Raw genomic sequence first — 17,471 nt, 5'->3', positions numbered from 1 at the left:
GCCTTTACGATGTAGATCTCTAAGGGGTGGTCACGAGGTGCCGTAACCGCCGCGCCTCCTGGACGAGCCTGCTCGACCCCTTGCGGGCCGCCACCGCCGCCACCTCCGGCAGCTCGGCACGCACCCCCGCGATCCTGGCCGCCCGCGCCCCCGCCGCCAGCAGGTCCGCCACCCCCGCACGCGGTCGTTCGCCCTCCTTCGGCAGCAGCCCCGGCAGCAGCCGTACGATCATCTCCCACACCGTCTCGTGCGCCCCCGCCTGCGTGGCGTCGTCGAGCGCCGACACCACCCGGTTGAGCTTGAGAACGCCCCGCGTGACCAGCTCGGTGAGCGCCTCCCCCAGCGCCGCCACCGGAACCTGCCCGCGCGCCGCCAGCGTCAGCAACGCGTCAGCGGCAGCCGCCCGGCTGGTGGCGTTCGCGTAGCCCATGCCGCAGGCCAGCGCATGCACCATGCCCTCACCGATCGGGCCGTCCGCATGCGCCAGGCTCACCAGCGTCCGGATGGGCATGTGGTCGGACTCCATGCCCACCCACAGGCTCCAGACCATGTGCGCGGCCACGACCTCCCGGTGCGAGGGCATGGCGAGCGGCCACCACTCGAGCGTGTGCGCGTAGCCGGGCTCGAGCCTGTACAGCTCGCGGATCGCCTGGGGCGGGTCGGCCGGCCCGTCGAGCACGGGCTTCAAGGCCGGCGTCGGCTCCCCGTGCGGCAGGCGACGCTTCGCCACGAGGACCGTCACTTCCGGATCGGCAGGGCCGCCGCCACGCATCCAGGCGGCGCACGTGCGGCCCGCCTCCGAGGCGAGCCCCTCCGCCCGCCGCGCGCACACCTCCGGGATGTCGCGGGGCAGCCGCAGCAGGGCCTGCGCCAGATCGACGGGCAACGCCCGCACGCCGGCGGCCTCCAGCGTCTCAAGGCGATCGAGCAGCACCTCGGGGTCGATGTGACCGGCACCCGCGGTGGGCGTGGCCAGCACGACCGGGTAGCCGTCGCCGTCCTCGAACGACTGCGCCAGCTCGTGGGCACGGCGCAGGTAGAGCCGGTCGAACGCACGCAGCGGCAACGCCTGCATGACGGCGGCCTTCGACAGGGACCTGCTGTCCTCGGGAGAGGCGAACGCGAGAAGTGCCCGGCGCACGGCTTGACCCGGACCGTCGTAGAGCCGGTCACCGTGAACACCGAAGAAGACCGGATCGACCGGCTCCCGCCAGGGACGCAACGCCTCACGGAGCGCGCCGGGCGCCCGGCGTGACCACTCGGCCAGCCCGGCCAGGAGCCGCTCGAACGTGTACGGGTCCAGCTCAGGGGCGGCGGCCTCGCGTACGAGCTGCTCCGGCGAGGCGATGGGCGCCGGCATCGCCGGGCCGTCCCCGACCACGGGAAGCGGGACGACGGTGACCTCCTCCGCCTCGATGCCGCCCCCGTACGCGGCCGAGACCTTCTCCCGCAGCTCCGCGGGCAGCCCGGCCGCCGCCTGGCGCACGGCCTCGCGACCCGGCCCACCGGCCTGCCGGGCCAGCTTGACGGCCAGCCGCACGGCCCGCTCCTGCAACGCCAGCGTGTCCTGCGCGAAGATCAGGCACAGCGCGGCCAGCACGGCGTCGACCCGCCCGGCCTCGCGCAGCACGGCGTCACCGGCCCACGAGACGGCCGCACGCAGCAGCTTCTTCTCCGGCCTGAACGCCAGCGCCTGCAGCGCCTCGGCGAACAGCTCCTCCTCCAGCCGCCCCGCCTCTTCCAGCCGCCGCAGCTGCGCCAGCGCCACATCGGCCACCGGGACCGGCCCGGCGGGCAGCAGCCTGGTGTAGTCGCCGGCCCGCTCGGCCGCCTCGTCGATGTCGAGGTCGAGCCGGTCGTGCAGGATCGCGAGCGCGGCGGGCGCGGACGGCCCGTCACGCAGCAGCCGCCCGACGACACCGTCGATGACCGCCTTGCGCTCCAGTAACCCGTCCTCGACGAGCCGGACGATCGTGCCCACCTGGCCGGGGATGGCCTCGCCCAGGCCGTCGATCTCGAAGATCCGCGGCGCGAAGGCGGCGAACAGCGGGTCCGTGGCCGCCGGATTCGAGTCGAGCGCCCGTAACCAGCCGACCATGAACGCGTCGCCGTCCGGCGGCTCGGTGCCGGTCTCCCGCATGAGCGCCGCGGCCACCTCCCAATGACGCAGCTCGGGCAGGCGCATCCGCCTGGCGATGCGGCGCGCCACGTCCGCCTGCCACTCGGCGGGCCGCTCGCGCAGCAGCTCGACGATGAGCTCGTCGTCGCCCTGCATCCACCGGAACTCGCGCCTGAACAGCCACGATGTGACGGCCGCCGCCCCACCCAGGCACGCGGCCCCCGCCAGCAGCATCGACCTGAGCGTCTCCTGCCATTTCGACCAGTCGCCCTCGGGCCGCAACGTGGCCAGGTGTCCCGGCAGCTGCTCCGCGACCGCCTTGCGACCCTCCGGGTCCAGCTCGCCGACCAGACGGACCACCTTGCCGGTCTCGCCCCGCGCGGCCAGCTTGACCAGGCGCTCCCACGAGCTCCCGCGGCCGGCGCTCCAGCGGGCCAGGAAGAAGAACGGGCGCACGACTACACCTCCGCTGCGTCAGCCAACGCGGCGACCCTAGCGGGCGCCCACGACAATCTCGGGCTCCGCGAGCTGGCCCGCCAAGGCCGTCGACCGGCTGAGCAGGTAGCGCCGGGGCGTGGTGCCGACCGTGCGGCGGAAGGCCGCCAGGAACGCGCTCGCCGTGGCGTACCCCACGCTGTGCGCCACCCGCGACACCGGCTGCCCCTCGGCCAGCAGCGGCAGGGCGGCGCGCAGCCGTACCTGCGTGCGCCAGTGGTCGAAGCTCATGCCCGTGTCGCGCACGAACAGCCGCGTCAACGTCCGCCTGCTCACGCCCGCCGCACGGGCGTGAGCCTCCAGGCTGCGCGGGTCGGCCGGGTCCGCCAGCAGGGCGGCCGCCACCACCCGGACCCGCTCGTCGGTGGGCTGCGGCACGTCGATGGGCCGGGTCGGCAGCGGGCGCAGCAGGTCGGGCAGCACGGCCTCGGCGCGCAGCCGCGCGTCGTCGGTCAGGTCGGTGCGGGCCAGGTACCCGATCAGCTCGGCCAGCAGGCCGTCGACGCCGACCGCCGTGGGCTCGGGCCAGTCCAGCGGGCAGCGCTCCGGCGCCAGGTACAGGCTGCACAGGACCGCGTCGCGGGTCGCGCCGGTCGCATGGGCGACACCCGCGGGCAGCCACAGTGCCCTGGTGGGCGGCAGGATCCAGTACACCTCGCCCACGCCGACGCTCAGCACGCCGCGCCGGGTCCAGGCGAGCTGGTGGTGGGTGTGGCTGTGGGGAGGGATCCACTCCCCCGAGGCCAGCGGGAAGTGGCCGACGATGATCGCGCCCATGTCCTCCATGCGACACAGTCTGGCCTCATCGCGGATTGTGGCCAAATGGGGCGGACCATAGCGTCGTCGGGTGCCGATGATTGTGTTGTGTCTTGTCCAGTTCATGCTCGTGCTCGATGACACCGTCGTGAACGTGGCCCTGCCCAGCATCCGTGATGAGCTGGGCTTCAGCGCGTCCGGGTTGCCCTGGGTCGTCAACGCCTACTTCCTGGCCTTCGGCGGGCTGCTGCTGCTGTGCGGCCGGATGGCGGATCTGCTGGGCCGCCGCCGCGTCTTCCTCATCGGGGTGGCGCTGTTCGGGGTGGCCAGCCTGGCCTGCGGGCTCGCGCAGGAGCCCTGGCAGCTCGTGATCGGGCGGTTCGTGCAGGGCGCGGGTTCTGCGATGGCCGGCCCTGCGGCGATGTCGATGATCACCTTGCTGTATCCGGGGCCGGCGGAGCGGGCCAAGGCGCTGGGCATCTGGGGCGGCATCGCGGCCCTGGGCGCGACCTCGGGCCTGGTGCTGTCCGGGGCGATGACCGACCTGGTGTCGTGGCGCGGGATCTTCCTGATCAACCTGCCCGTCGTCGCCGTGGCCCTGGCGCTGCTCCCCCGCCTGGTCCCCGAGTCCCGTGCCCCCGGCCGGCGCCGCCTCGACGTTCCCGGCGCGGTCCTGGTCACCGGCGCCGCGGTGTCACTGGTGTACGGGCTGCTGCGGGCCGGAGAGACCGGCTGGAGCGATCCGATCGCCATCGGCGCGGTCGTGCTCTCCGCCGCCTTGGCGGTGGCGTTCCTGGTGGCCGAGTCGCGGGCGGCGGCGCCGCTGGTGCCTGGGTCGTTCCTGGCCTCGCGGACGCGGGCGGCCGCCAACGGCGCGACCCTGCTGTTCTCGATGGCGATGTACGCGATGTCATTCCTGCTGATGATCCAGGTGCAGACCGCTCTGGGGTACAGCCCGCTCCTGGCCGGCCTCGCCTACCTGCCCTACGGCGCCGGCATCCTGGCGGGCATGTGGCTGTCCTCCCGCATCTCGCTCAGGATCGGGACGCGCTGGGCGCTCCTGGTGGCGTTCCTGGTCGACATCGCCGGCTTGCTGCTGCTGTCAGGCGTGGGAACGGGCGACTCTTACGCCGCCCACGTCCTGCCCGGCATGCTCATACTGAGCGTGGGCAACGGGCTGAGCCTGCCCGTCATGGCCGCGACCGCGGTCGACGGCACCACCGAGGAGAACGCCGGTCTCGGCTCGGCCCTGTTCACCTCCGTCCAGCAGGTCGGGGGTGCCGTCGGGGTAGCCGCGCTGGCCGTCATGGGCTACTCGGGCGGGCTCATCGCAGGTGCGGTCTGCGTGGCGCTCGGCGCCGTACTCATCGTCGTGCTGCTGCCATCGCGTGCCGGCGGCCCGCCGCAGCTGGCCGGCCATGGGCAGTATGGTGACGATCTCTCGCGGCGGCACTGAGCCGTCCCGCCCACAGGCACAGCCCGGCCGTCCTCGTCGCCGGTGATGGTCGCGGCGAGGACGGGGGCTCCTGACGCCGTGCCTCAGCTGCAGCCGGTGGTGCCTCACCCGCTCCTGGGGCCTGTCCGATGGTTCAGGGCCGGGCCTTCACCACCATCCACGCCGCCGCCAGCCGCTCCGCCATCGCGGCCTGGTCCCACAATTCGGCCGGGTCGTCGGGCATGGCGGCGTCGTAAAGCTCCAGACGGGCGACCTCCGGCATGCGAAGGAGCCTGTCACGGGCGGTCTTGGCGTCCGTCACCTTCAGGCCCAGTGCCTTACGCGTCTCCGGCGGCAGGAAGTTGTGCCCGCTGTCCGTGATGTGCGGCAGGCCCGCCATGAGCAGGGCCGCCGCGGCATGGTCGAGGTCGGTGGCTTCGGCGAGCCGGGCGGCCGCGGCGGGGTCGAAGGGTGCCGGTCCGCTTCGCTCCAGTTCGTCCACCAGCCGGTGCAGCCGCTCGGGCGTGGCCCAGCCCTCGGGCACCGCTTGGACGTCGAGGACACCCGCGGGGCGGGGCACGGTCCCCCGTTGCAGGAACGCCGCGATGTTCCAGGTGACATGGGAATGGGACCTGCCCCAGTCGCCATGAAGCATGGTGATGTCCAGCGGCATCAGTGCGCCGTTGTCGTCGGACAGCGCGGCCCGCTGCTCGCTGTCCAGCAGACCTCGCTGCAGGCCCGGTTCGGCCAGCGGCGACAGGGCCCAGAACCGCAGCAGCCGAGCCAGCGCCCGGCGATGCGCGGCACTGGTGACGGCGCTGACCGCACGGACCCCGAGGCCCCCGATCCGTCCGGGAAGCTCGGTCCAGTCGAATGCGCTCGCATTATCCTGCCAGCGTTCCATCGAGGTCTCTGCGTCGATCGTGCCGGCGAAGAACGCCGAGGTGAGCTCGATCTGCGTCGCCGTGCCGCCGTTGCCGCTGCTGTACTGGCTGACCAGCCCCTCCAGTGCCCCGCCCAGGTCCTCCTCCGACACCTTGATCCGTGCCCGGCGGGGCCGCTTCAGCCGAGCCAGCATCCGACCCCGGTGGGAGATCATCTCGGTGGCTGCCTGGACGCACCCGACGACGCCCCGTACGAGCAGCGGATGGCCGATCTCGGGCAGCAGCTTTCCGACGGCGGTCCGCAGCGCCTCCTCGGAGGTGGCCGCGGCCTTCAGCAGCCGCCGCACGGTGTCCTCGGTGATCTGCCGCAGGGCCTGCGATCCGGCGGGGTCGCGCGGCGTGAGGAAGTGCCAGAAGGCGGGCGGCGGTATGAGCCGCGTCCCGGCGGCCACCGCGTCGGGCTCGTTGTCCGTCCAGCCGTCGTTCTTCAGCTCGGCCTGCCAGTAGAGCTCACCCGTTTCGGCGTCGCGGGCGAGCACCGGGCGGTAACGGCCGACACCACCGCTGAGCAGCAGCCGTTTCCCGGCGCCCGGTACGTCGAGCAGACCCCAAATGGCGGTGATCCCAGCCCCGTCGAGCACGCCGTGGACGCCGTCGATGCGGTGATAGCGGACCTGTCCGGTCACCGTGTCCTTGGCGACCCGCAGCCCTACGAGCGTGCCGTCGCTGCCCAGCGGTGACCCCTTGACGCCGTACGGCAGCGGCGCCAGGGACGAGGACTCGAAGTCCCAGCGCTCGTCCTCGCCGAGCAGTGACGGGTCGAAGAAGTCCGGCAGGTCGTCCTCGTCGAGCTCGCCCGTCGCCAGGTCGACGAGATGGACCTGCGATTGCAGACCGTCGCTGGTGTGCCACCAGAAGTCCCGGCCGTCGTGGAACATGTGGCCGTTCGGGCCGACCCGCTTCTCCTGGGGGCCGAGGACCCGGTGGCCCATGAACCGCCGGCAGCTCGGCGCCATGAACGTGTACCCGGGCCGAGCCGCTTCGTAGTAGAGCGACTCCCACATCCCGGGCCGCACGTTGAAAATCTCGTGCGGTGCGTCCGACCAGTAGTGCCGCTGCCTGCCGTTGACATAGTGCAGGACGAGGAACTGCCCGCCGGAGAAGTAGACCTCGGGCGTGTAGTGGAATCGGGAGGCTTCGCCCGGCACCTGCAGCCGGTGCTCCGCGATGCGGCCGCCGGGCCCGATCGCGATGGCCTTCTCGCGGTCGTGGACGGTCAGGACGGGCCAGCTCGCCCGGCACCAGAAGTTCTTGCCCTTGAGCTCGGCGGCGGCCTCGTCCAGGGCGGCCCAGCCCAGCTCGTCCAGGATGCCGGCGCGCAGCGTACGGGTCAGCGGCGTCACCAGGTCGAGCTCCGCGATCCGGGCAGGCAGGTCGCGCGTCTCTTTCAGCATGTCCGCGCGGATGTTCTCCTCCAACCAGCGCAGCGCGAGGGTCGCGTCCGCCAGGCCGCCCGACCGTGCGCGCCGGAGCTCGGTGTCGACGATCGCGCGCAGGACGGGCCGGAGGGCTTTCTCCCCCCACAGCTTGCGGAACTCGTCCCCGCCATGAGGCACCGACCGGACCAGCGCCGGCCCGAACCGTTCGTCGTCGATCAGCGTCTGCAGATCGACATGAGCAGACCCCCGCCAGTTCCGCAACGACGCCCCCGGGCCGGGGTCCGCCACCGGGATTCCCGCCTCCAGGCAGCGGACCAGCGCGACGGCGTCGATGCTGCAGTGATCCTCGGGCGCGCCGGAGCCCAAGCGTACCGGCGTCCCCGCCGCCCGGACGCGGTCCGCCAGCAGGGGCAGCAGCCGCAGCAGCTCCTCGGGGACCGTGGGGGACGAGGCGCTGCCGTACCGGCCGAGCATCGCGGACAGCCACTCCCCCGCATCACCGGCGAGCTCGTCGAGCGCCCCGGTCTCCTCGAGCAGGCTGCACCACCAGCTGTCCATCGCCGAGGGTGGCACCTCGGTCAGCCGCCACAGCAGCCGCTCCTTCAGCGCTACGGAAGCGGCGACCGCGGGCAACAGCAGCTTGCGCTGATCCGTCCAGAAACCGTCCGCCGACCGCCACAGAGCCGGCGTATCCACCAGGCTCTCCAGCAGCAGCCGGTGCTCGGTGACGACGTCCAGCCCCGCGGCCCTGGCGAGCTTGCCGATCTGCTTGAGCATCTCGGGCCATGGCGCGAGCCCGCCCGTCGTCCGCCGCACGGCCAGCTCCCGCAGCTCGCTGTACGCCTGCGCGGGGTCGGGCCCCTGGGACAGCTCGCCGACGTACGCCTTGATGTCCTTGGCCGACAGAGCTCCGGCCAGCGCGAACTCCAGGAACACCGCACGCCGCCGGTCCGGGTCGACGCCCTTGGTGGCGTGCCGGTCGGCGGCCCGCGCCCTGCCGAACATCATCGCGCCCTGTCTGTCCCGCCCGGCAGCGATGAACATCCGGCCGACCTCTTCCCAGAACACCGGCAGGTGGTCATCGGGAAGGGTCGCCGCGATCCGCTGGAACTCCTCCAACGCAGGGCCTGGCCGGGGGCCGACCAGCCGCCCGGCCCGCGCCATCTCGACGCCCGCGGCCAGCGCCACCTTGGCGTGTGCGAGGTCATGGACCATCGCCCAGGCCGGATAGCGGAGTGCCGGGCGGTGCCCGGCCGCCACGGGCTCTCCCACGTCCGGCGCGGAGTAACCGGCGTCGGCCAGGAGCCGGTCCTCGACCGGCGCGACCGTCCGCCCTGTCAGCCGGACCACGGGCCGCGCGCCGAGTAACGGATGGCTGTAGCGCCGGGCGGTGATCTCCTCCCCGCCCGGCGTCCCGGCCGGCGCCAGCCCCGCCGTCAGCGCCGGCGACATGTCGGCAACCGCCGCGGCGTGCGCGCTGAGGCTCGTGTGCGCGTCGTGCGTCATCGGTCTTCGGCCCCCCGTGAATCAGTTCCGCCGTAAATCAGTCCCGCCATCCGCCAGCCTTCGGTCCAGGCGACCGGCCCCACCTCGCCGAGCGGGACCGGCCGTTCCGCCGCATCGACCCACAGGAGCCGCCCGGCCTCTCCGGACGATCCGGGCTCGTCGCTCCCCAGCCAGCAGCGCGCCTCCACCGTGACGAAGCGCTCGGTCATCCTCAGGACGGCGAATCCGCCCCGCACGTCAAAGCCGTTCTCAACGGCGCGCAACCGGGCGGACCCGAACTTCTCGGCGTACTCGTCCCTGTCGACGTCGATGCCGGTGGCCGCGGGATCGCCGCCCTCCCGCTGACGACGAACCCGGCGGCTCAACTGCTCGACCCCCTGGGTAGCCCCATGCTCTTCCAGAAGCCGCCGCCACGGCCCGAGATCGTCCAGCAGTGCGGGGTGCACCAGCGTCACAGGCGACCCGATCGGCGGCCCGTACAGCGCGCCGTCCGCCTCCCGTATGCGCACCAGCCCATCGTCGGACACCCCCGCCAACAGCCCGACCCGTCCATCGACATGCACCACCAGATGCTGCAGGCCGGTCCGCCAGCTGGGATCCGGCCACACCCGAGCGAGAAGCGGGGCAGGGACCGGCAACCCGCCCAGCAGCCACGACTCCACGGTGGCCCGGCACTCCTTCTCGTGCTGAGCCAGCTGCTCCTGCAGCGCCGCGAACCGCTCACCGACCGGACTTCTCCGTACGGCACTGGGGATGGATTTCAAGACCTGGCCACCGGTCTTCCGGCATCTCAGCTTCGTCCCGTCCAACGCCAGCTCATGGCCGCGAATCGCAGGCACCCACGCCAGTGGAGTCGTCATGCCGTCAACTATGGCAGCACCCCCTGACAGAAAGGATCATCGAAGTGAGCGGCGCACGACCTTCTGAGCGCGCCTCTCATTCCAGGGGCAGCGGGCGACGTGGCACGGGCGCAGTGTGGATGAGAGATGTGGTCGTGTGACCGTACGGGGTGAACAGGTCGAGGATCGGTTCGAGTTCGTCGACCGCCCGTAGGTGCATCGTGAAGTAGAAGCAGTCGTCGCCGGTCATTCTGTAGCACTCGACGATCTGGGGAACTTCCTGGGCAATCTTGGAGATGCGTTGTAGTTCTCGGATCGCCGGACGGATCCGGACCATCACCGTGACCGGAAAGCCCAGGGCCCGCGGGTTGACCTCGGCACGATAGCCGGTGATCACTCCGGTCTCCTCGAGCCGTTGCACCCGGTCGGCCACCGCGGGGGCCGACAGGGCGACCCGGCGGCCGAGCTCGGCGAAGCTCACTCTGGCGTCGACCTGCAGCTCGGCGACAATGCGAAGGTCGAGGGCGTCCATTTCCTTGGATTCGTATGTCCGCTCGGGTCTGATCTTTCGATTCGCCATTCTCCCAAATTACGGGTTGGCCGACGATAGGGATCATGCCGCCCACCGGCCCTCGCGCCGTCCTGTCCGCGGCGCCTCCATGGACCTACTTGATCGGGAGCGCCGTATTCCACTACCTCGGCCCGGCCTTCGCTGTGCTCCTGTTCACCAGGCTCGCCCCGCTCGGGGTCGCGGCGCTGAGGATCTGGAGCGCCGCACTCGTTTTCGCGCTCTGGCGGCGTCCCTGGCGGGTCCTCGCCGGGCTCGACGCCGAGGGGCGGCGTACGGTCATCGCCTGGGGCGCGGTGCTCGCGGCCATGAACGTCTGTTTCTATCTGGCGATCGACCGCGTGCCCCTGGGGACCGTCGCCGCAATCGAGTTTCTGCCGGTCATCGGGCTGGCCGCGTTCGGTGCCCGTACGATACGCAACCTCGTGGCACTTGTGTCAGCCACCGGCGGTGTCTATGTGCTGACCGGTGTCCGGCTGGTCGGGGAGCCGCTGGGGTTGGTGTTCGCCTTCGCCAACGCGGTGCTGTTCGCCGCCTACATCGTGCTGGCCCACCGTACGGCTCGGCGTCTGCGCGGCGTCAACGGCATCGACGGGCTGGCCGCCGCCATGCTCATCGCCTGCGTGTTCGTCGCGCCGGTGGGCGTTGGGCAGGCCGCTCCCGCCCTGATCGCCCCGGTCACACTCGCCGCCGGGATCGGGGTGGGGATCTGTTCGTCGGTCATCCCGTACGTGTGCGATCAACTCGCCATGGCACGCATGGCCCGCTCCACGTACGCGCTGCTGGTCGCGCTGCTCCCGGCCACGGCGACGGTGATCGGCATCGTGGTGCTCCGGCAACTCCCCTCACTCGCCGAGCTCGCCGGAGTCGGGCTCGTGGTGCTCGCGGTAGCACTCCACCGCGAGCCTCAGCCTCCTCCAGCCGAGGAGAAAGCCACACTTCCACAGGAAGGTAAGACGCAATGCGATACGTGAAGCTCGGCTCGTCGGGGCTGCAGGTCTCCCGGATCTGCCTGGGCATGATGACGTACGGCGAGCCAGGTTCCCGGGACTGGACACTGCGCGAGGACGCGGCCGAGCCGATCGTGCGGCGCGCGGTCGAGGCCGGTGTGACGTTCTTCGACACGGCCGACATGTACTCGGACGGCGCGAGCGAGGAGATCACCGGGCGGCTGCTCGCCAAGCTCTTCGCGCGCCGCGAGGACTACGTTCTCGCCACGAAGGTCTACTTCCCGACGGGGCCGGGCCCGAACGACCGAGGGTTGTCTCGCAAGCACGTGCTGGCCGCCATCGACGCCTCACTGACGAGGCTCGGAACCGACTATGTCGATCTGTACCAGATCCACCGCTGGGACCACGAGACGCCGATCGAGGAGACCATGGAGGCCCTGCACGACGTGGTGCGGGCCGGCAAGGCGCGTTACCTCGGGGCCTCCAGCATGTACGCCTGGCAGTTCGCCAAAGCGCAGCACACTGCTCAGACGGCTGGCTGGACCAGGTTCGTGTCGATGCAGAACCACTACAACCTGGTGTACCGGGAGGAGGAGCGAGAGATGATCCCCCTCTGCCTGGACCAGGGGGTGGGCGTCATCCCGTGGAGCCCGCTGGCGCGCGGACTGCTCACCGGGAGCCGCCACCGCGACGGCCGGCCGCGCACGGTCCGATCCGGCAACGACCCGCTGGCCGACAGCATGTACGAGAACGCGGACTTCGACGTCGTCGACGCGGTACGTGCGGTCGCCGACGAACGAGGCCTGCCACCAGCGCAGCTCGCCCTGGCGTGGCTCCTCGGAAGGTCTGGGGTGACCGCGCCGATCGTCGGAGCGAGCAAGGTGGGCCATCTGGAAGACGCGATCGCGGCCGTGGAGGTGACCCTCAGCGGAGAGGAGACGACGCGCCTGGAGGCCCCCTACCGGCCACACCAGATCATCGGGCACTTCTGAACGGGACCGCACTGCATCGACCAGCCCAGCCGGTTGCGCCGGCTCTGACCGTGGGATGTCATCGGCGCGTTCGGGGAGGACAGCGGATCCCCGCGGTGCCGTTGTCCGAACCGGGGCTACAGGCATGCGGGTTCGCGAACCGGCTCGCTCCTGCGACGTCCGTGAGCAGCGCGGCCGCCCAGAGAAATACCTTGGGGTCGCCGAGACCTGAGTCGGTGAGCCATTGAGCGGCCCGCCGCGCGTCCTGCTCGTCCTGGATCAGCCCCCAGCGTCCCGGCTGGACGCCGGTGGCCCGGCGGACATCGGCGACGAGGCCGCCAAGACAGGTCCAGGTGTGCCAGCACCCGCTGTCGAAGCCGACCAGTTCGAACCCCAACCGCCGGCCACCGGGATAGGGAAACCTCTCATGCCGGGCCAGCCGTTCCGGGAGGCTCCCGGCTGATATGTCCCAGCCGCCATCGGCGATATCGGCCAGTAGCCCGGGAACATCGGCAGCGGCGAATCCGACCCCGAGCACGTGCAAGCCCGGCCTGCCGGCCCTGTCCCGCGCGTTCTCAGCCTCCCGGGGGCCGGCGAACCAGTCATCCCAGCCACCGGGATCCACTGGCACCAGATCCACCACGCAGCCACTCAGCGACACCAGACCAGAACCAGGAAGGCCCACGTCCTGCCAGTCCTGCCGATCAGCGCGGGTAGCGACCCGATAGCCGGCAAGGGCGTAGCCGGATTCCACCGCACTATCCCCTCTCAAGATCAGTATGTGTGGTTCGTCCAGGCACCGTCAGCGCCGTCGACGTCGCCCGCCAGTTCCGCCTGGGGGCCGACGGCGCCCAGGACCCGGCCGTGTTCCTCGGCATGCTGGACGCCGCGGCCCACGCCCGCACCGTTGCGGCCCGGGGCGAGCAGCCGCCGGTGCTGACCCTCTTCCCCGACACCGTCGAGCAGGCCTATGCGCTCGGCGGAGAGCACGGCGCCGAGGGCTTCGAGTACTACCGCACCGAACGTGGCCGGCACCCCCGCTCGGCGGGCTTCCTTGCCTGGAACAGCATCGACAAGATGGCGGCCTTCGACGCCTTCGCGCCGATCCCGCTGATCGGGCGCCGGCCGCTGCTCATGATCGTCGGCACCCGCGCCGTCACGTCCTGGATGAGCATCGAAGCCTTCCAGCGCGCCACCGGCCCCAAGGAGATCCACTGGATCGACGGCGCCAGCCACGTTGACCTCTATGACAAGAAGCAGTACGTGGATCTCGCCGTCGAAAGGATCGCCGGGTTCTTCGGCGAGAACCTGAGGCGGGCGGCCTAGACGCATGGCCTGGGTTCTCTTCTCCCAGCGCTCCTGCCCGTCTGTGACCCATGCCACATGCAGTTCCTGTCAGCAATCGGGGCGCCGTTCCGCTCAACTCACCGGGAGCAAGCGAACCGACAGGAGCAACACATGAAGCACCGCATCGTCGTCCTCGGCGCCGGCTATGCCGGGGCCCACGTGGCCGGGAACCTGGCCCGCCGGCTGTCCCCGGCGGACACCGAGATCACCGTGGTCAACGCTGAGCCGGACTTCGTCGAGCGGCTGCGGCTGCACCAGTTGGCGGCCGGCCGGGAGATCGAGGCTCAAAAGCTCGCCGACGTCTTCGCGGGCACGGGCATACGGCTGCGCCTGGCCCGTGTCACCACCGTCGACCCCGAGCGCCAGGTCGTCGCCGTGGCCGACGCCGGCGGCGGCGGCGAGCTCGGCTACGACACGCTGGTCTACGCGCTCGGCAGCCACGGTGACGTCGAAGGTGTCCCCGGCGTGGCCGAGCACGCCTTCGACGTCGCCGCCCGACCCTCGGCGCTGCGCCTGCGCGAGCGCCTGGACAGCCTGGGCAGGCGGGGCGAAGGCGGGACGGTGCTGGTCGTCGGCGACGGGTTGACCGGCATCGAGACCGCCACCGAGATCGCCGAATCCCGGCCCGGCCTGTCGGTGGCGCTGGTCGCCCGCGGCGAGCTCGGCGCCCGGCTCTCCGCCGGAGCCCGCAGCCACCTGCGCCAGGCCTGCGACCGGCTGGGCATCACCGTCCTGGAGCACACCAGCGTCGAAGCCGTCGAGGCGACGCGGGTGTTGTGCGCCGACGGCACCGCCCTGGCGTCCGACGCAACGGTGTGGACGGCCGGGTTCGCGGTCAACCCCATCGCCGCCGCCAGCGGGCTGGAGGTCACCGAGAACGGGCAGATCATCGTCGATCGCACCATGCGGTCGGTCTCGCACCCGAACGTCTACGCCGTCGGCGACAGCGCCCACGCCATCGGCGACAACGGCCGGCCGCTGCCGATGTCCTGCGCGTCGGCCGGCTACACCGGCGGGCAGGCGATCCATGCGATCGTGGGACGCCTGACCGGCCGCAAGATTGCGAAGACCAAGCTGGTCTACTCGTACAACCACATCAGCCTCGGGCAGCGGGACGGGATCCTGCAGATGGTCGACGACGAAGGGCAAGCGAAGCCGACGTATGTGGGCGGCCGGAAGGCCGCGCGGGTCAAGGCGGGCATCCTCAAGATCTCACTGTGGGCCAACTCGCACCCGACCTTCGGCCTGCCCAAGCGCAAGCGCCGCCTGGCCGCCGCGCCGGATGCGTCCCGCCGAGAAGGCGCTCGCGTAGCCGCCTAGGGTGGTCCGCGTGAACAGCACCGCCACTGATCGGTTCGACACCAGCCGGTTCGAGGCCAGCAGGAACCGGCTGGCCTCGCTGGCGTACCGGCTGCTGGGCTCCGCCGCCGACGCCGAAGACGCCGTGCAGGATGCGTTCCTGCACTGGCAGGCCGCCGACCGGCAGCGGATCAAGGTGCCAGAAGCATGGCTGACCAAGGTCGTCACCAACCTGTGCCTCGACCGGCTCCGCTCGGCACATGCCCGCCGCGAACGCACCGCCGGCGCCTGGCTGCCCGAACCGCTCCTCGACGGCGACCCGATGCTCGGCCCTGCCGACACTTTCGAGCAGCGCGAATCGGTCTCCCTGGCCGTGCTGACTCTCATGGAGCGCCTGTCACCCCTCGAGCGGGCCGTCTACGTCCTGCGCGAAGCGTTCTCCTACAGCCACGCCGAGATCGCCGAGATCCTCGACATCACCGAGTCCGCAAGCCAGCAGCACCTCCACCGGGCCCGGCGCCGCATCACCGCCGCGCACCGCCGCGGCGGCGGCGAGGTCGACCCGGCATCCGCCCGCAGGATCGTCGAGGAATTCCTCGCCGCCGCCTCCTCGGGCCGCACCGAACGGCTGGTGGCGCTGCTCACCGACGACGCGACCGCGATCTCCGACGGCGCCGGCCTGACCGAGACGCTGCTGCAGTACGACACTCCGCAGCGCATCGCCACCGTCGTACGGGCCGGTTTCAAACCCACACCCGCGAAACGGCGATTTGCCGGCGGCACGCCCGCCATCCACTACGCGCTCGTCAACGGCGCCCCCGCCATCCTCTTCGTGGTCGGCGACCAGGTCGTCGGCGCCGTGGCGTTCGACATCACCAACGGCAAGATCGCAACCGTGCGCAGCATCGCCGCCCCCACCCGCCTCGCCCGCCTCGCCGAAGCCTGGCGGCAGCACGAACCGGACACGCCGCTCATCACCCAGTGGTGACCCGACGCCGACCGCGGCCAGGCGCAGCACCCGCGCTTCGATGAACCGCTCCCCGGCTTCGGACGCCACCAGCCGCATGCGTGCAGCCCGTCACGCGCTGAGAGCCCTGCCAGTCACCGCCGAGGGAGAGCCAGCTCACGTTCTGTCACAGCCACCCATGGCTGAGAACACCGATGTCGTCGTGATCGGCGGCGGCTACGCCGGCGTCATGGCCGCCAACCGGCTCACGCAGCGCGACGACGTCATCTGACCTTGATCAACCCGCGCCCGGTCTTCGTCCCGCGCCTGCGCCTCCACCAGCTGGTGGGCGGATCCCACGACGCGGTCGTCGACTACCGCGAGATCCTGGCCGAGGGCGTGCGGCTCGTGCCCGGGACGGCCGAGTTCGCCCACCGGGTCGCCACCCCGGAGGCGGCGCGACAGCTGCGGTCGGTCCTCGACACCACGCCCGCGACCGCCCCGGTGACCGTCGTCGGAGCCGGACCGACCGGCATCGAGACCGCCGCCGAGCTGGCGGGGCCGGCCGCCGGGTGACAATGGCCTGCGGCGGTGACCTCGGCCGCTACCTGCACCCGCGGGCCCGACGCACGGCTGCCGAGCGCGCGCACCATCTGAACCATAGAGCACTATCTGTGCGGCAGGGCCACAGTCTCTTCCGGGGTCAGGCATCGTCCAGGCTCGAACCGAGGGTCACCGATCTTCTTGATTGAGGTTGCCGTGAGCCTCGGCCGAAAGGTCCTGCCAGTCGGCCCAGGTCTTGAGCCGGTCGGCGTAGACCTGCTGGATCATCGGGTAGAACCCCTGGCCGAAGAGCACCCGCAGGGGCGGGTTGTCGGAGTCGACGAGCTTGAGGAGTGCCTGGGCAGCGGCGGCCGGGTCGCCGGCGGGCTGCTTTCCCGCGATCCCGGCGATGCGCCGGCGGAGACCGTCGTAGCTCGGGTTGGGCTCGGCCATGTGGCCGTTGGCGAGCGGATCCGGGCTCTTGCCGTCCCTGGTGGCGAAGCCGCCGGGCTCGATGATGGTCACCTTGACGCCGAAGTCGGCGACCTCGCCGGCGAGGGCTTCGTTCAAGCCCTCGAGGGCCCACTTGGAGGCGTGGTATGCGCCGCCAAGCGGCATGGCGATGACCCCGGCCGCCGAGGACAGCTGGATGATGTGTCCCGCGCCTTGTTCGCGCAGGTACGGCAGCGCGGCCTGGATCACCCACACCGCGCCGAACAGGTTGGTCTCCAGCTGGTCGCGAAGCTCCCCCTCGGTCAGCTCCTCGACCGCGCCGATCTGGGCGTAGCCGGCGTTGTTCACGATGACGTCGAGCCGGCCGAAGTGCTCCTTCGCCCGTTCCACGCTGTCGAAGACGGCGGCCTTGTCGGCCACGTCCAGCTCAAGCGGGAGCACCGCATCGCCATAGGCGGCGACCAGCTCATCCAGGCTTCCGGTGCTCCGGGCGGTCGCGGCCACCTTGTCGCCGCGGGACAGAGCGGCCTCGACGAAGTTGCGGCCCAGGCCGCGGGACGAACCGGTGACGAACCAGACCTTGCTCATGATGTCTTTCCTTCTTTCTGCGGTGGCGGATTTTCCACGGTGGACACCACTCGTGGGGCCGCGCGCCGTGCGGATCGTCCGCGCGCCATCTTGTCGGCCATGGAGACACCGACGCCCCAACCCCTGTGACAGCGCGGCTGTGTGACATTCGCCACCGGCCACAGGTGTCACAAAGCGGTGGAGACCGGTGTTTTGTGCGTGTCACAGATCCTGCTGGTTAACTCGTCTCAGGCTGCGAGAGCGAGTTCTGCCAGTTCGAGGCGGGCGAGGTGGCTGGTGCGGGTCCGGTCGAGCGGGTGTCCGTTCCACCAGGCATCCAGGCGGATGAGGTTG

14 protein-coding genes are annotated in these 17,471 nt (G+C 71.3%); 7 read left to right on the top strand and 7 right to left on the bottom strand.

From position 1 onward, the window contains the following. Window positions 1–19: 19 nt before the first annotated feature. Together ABN273_RS54425 and ABN273_RS54420 are read right to left on the bottom strand one after the other, a co-directional pair. Complete coding sequence (locus tag ABN273_RS54425; RefSeq protein ID WP_349457631.1) at window positions 20–2,575, bottom strand: DUF7825 domain-containing protein; 2,556 nt, start codon at window positions 2,573–2,575, stop codon at window positions 20–22. A gap of 36 nt (window positions 2,576–2,611) precedes the next feature. Next, window positions 2,612–3,400: a helix-turn-helix transcriptional regulator gene (locus ABN273_RS54420; protein WP_349457630.1), complete on the bottom strand. Its 789-nt coding sequence runs from the start codon at window positions 3,398–3,400 to the stop codon at window positions 2,612–2,614. A gap of 67 nt (window positions 3,401–3,467) precedes the next feature. Here ABN273_RS54420 and ABN273_RS54415 point away from each other — a divergent pair, with 67 nt between their 5' ends. Continuing rightward, entirely contained in the window at window positions 3,468–4,826 is a 1,359-nt protein-coding gene (locus ABN273_RS54415; RefSeq protein WP_349457654.1) for an MFS transporter, read from the top strand. A gap of 133 nt (window positions 4,827–4,959) precedes the next feature. On the opposite strand, the gene ABN273_RS54410 is transcribed toward ABN273_RS54415, so the two are convergent. The 3 genes from ABN273_RS54410 to ABN273_RS54400 all read right to left on the bottom strand — a co-directional run bounded on the left by ABN273_RS54410 (window position 4,960) and on the right by ABN273_RS54400 (window position 10,005). Further along, window positions 4,960–8,634, bottom strand: a complete 3,675-nt coding sequence (locus tag ABN273_RS54410) for a hypothetical protein (RefSeq protein WP_349457629.1) — start codon at window positions 8,632–8,634, stop codon at window positions 4,960–4,962. After that, window positions 8,631–9,494 carry a DUF4132 domain-containing protein gene (locus tag ABN273_RS54405; protein ID WP_349457628.1) on the bottom strand — a complete coding sequence of 288 codons (864 nt, stop codon included), beginning with the start codon at window positions 9,492–9,494 and terminating at the stop codon, window positions 8,631–8,633. The genes ABN273_RS54410 and ABN273_RS54405 overlap by 4 nt, the downstream gene beginning before the upstream one ends. 76 nt (window positions 9,495–9,570) lie before the next feature. Next, window positions 9,571–10,005, bottom strand: a complete 435-nt coding sequence (locus ABN273_RS54400) for an Lrp/AsnC family transcriptional regulator (RefSeq protein ID WP_349457627.1) — start codon at window positions 10,003–10,005, stop codon at window positions 9,571–9,573. Between the two features lie 83 nt (window positions 10,006–10,088). On the opposite strand from ABN273_RS54400, the gene ABN273_RS54395 reads away from it, so the two are divergent. After that, window positions 10,089–11,015, top strand: coding sequence for an EamA family transporter (locus ABN273_RS54395; RefSeq protein ID WP_349457626.1), 927 nt, complete (start codon window positions 10,089–10,091; stop codon window positions 11,013–11,015). Continuing rightward, window positions 11,003–11,983 (top strand): aldo/keto reductase, encoded by a 981-nt coding sequence (locus ABN273_RS54390; protein ID WP_349457625.1) that lies wholly within the window; start codon window positions 11,003–11,005, stop codon window positions 11,981–11,983. Before ABN273_RS54395 ends, ABN273_RS54390 begins: the two co-directional genes overlap by 13 nt. Window positions 11,984–12,041: 58 nt before the next feature. On the opposite strand, the gene ABN273_RS54385 is transcribed toward ABN273_RS54390, so the two are convergent. Next, window positions 12,042–12,716: a hypothetical protein gene (locus tag ABN273_RS54385; protein WP_349457624.1), complete on the bottom strand. Its 675-nt coding sequence runs from the start codon at window positions 12,714–12,716 to the stop codon at window positions 12,042–12,044. Window positions 12,717–12,745: 29 nt separating this feature from the next. Here ABN273_RS54385 and ABN273_RS54380 point away from each other — a divergent pair, with 29 nt between their 5' ends. The 4 genes from ABN273_RS54380 to ABN273_RS54365 all read left to right on the top strand — a co-directional run bounded on the left by ABN273_RS54380 (window position 12,746) and on the right by ABN273_RS54365 (window position 16,130). Next, window positions 12,746–13,288 (top strand): alpha/beta hydrolase, encoded by a 543-nt coding sequence (locus ABN273_RS54380; protein ID WP_349457623.1) that lies wholly within the window; start codon window positions 12,746–12,748, stop codon window positions 13,286–13,288. 132 nt (window positions 13,289–13,420) lie between these two features. Further along, window positions 13,421–14,629 carry an NAD(P)/FAD-dependent oxidoreductase gene (locus ABN273_RS54375; protein WP_349457622.1) on the top strand — a complete coding sequence of 403 codons (1,209 nt, stop codon included), beginning with the start codon at window positions 13,421–13,423 and terminating at the stop codon, window positions 14,627–14,629. A gap of 10 nt (window positions 14,630–14,639) precedes the next feature. After that, window positions 14,640–15,596: a sigma-70 family RNA polymerase sigma factor gene (locus tag ABN273_RS54370; RefSeq protein WP_349457621.1), complete on the top strand. Its 957-nt coding sequence runs from the start codon at window positions 14,640–14,642 to the stop codon at window positions 15,594–15,596. Between the two features lie 252 nt (window positions 15,597–15,848). Then, window positions 15,849–16,130 carry a hypothetical protein gene (locus ABN273_RS54365; RefSeq protein WP_349457620.1) on the top strand — a complete coding sequence of 94 codons (282 nt, stop codon included), beginning with the start codon at window positions 15,849–15,851 and terminating at the stop codon, window positions 16,128–16,130. Between the two features lie 156 nt (window positions 16,131–16,286). Here ABN273_RS54365 and ABN273_RS54360 read toward each other — a convergent pair whose 3' ends face one another. After that, entirely contained in the window at window positions 16,287–17,138 is an 852-nt protein-coding gene (locus tag ABN273_RS54360; protein ID WP_349457619.1) for an SDR family NAD(P)-dependent oxidoreductase, read from the bottom strand. Window positions 17,139–17,471 lie beyond the last annotated feature (333 nt).

The sequence above is a fragment of the Nonomuraea sp. B19D2 genome, from assembly GCF_040137845.1.
GTDB lineage: Bacteria > Actinomycetota > Actinomycetes > Streptosporangiales > Streptosporangiaceae > Nonomuraea.
This window is presented reverse-complemented; position numbering and strand designations above follow the sequence as displayed.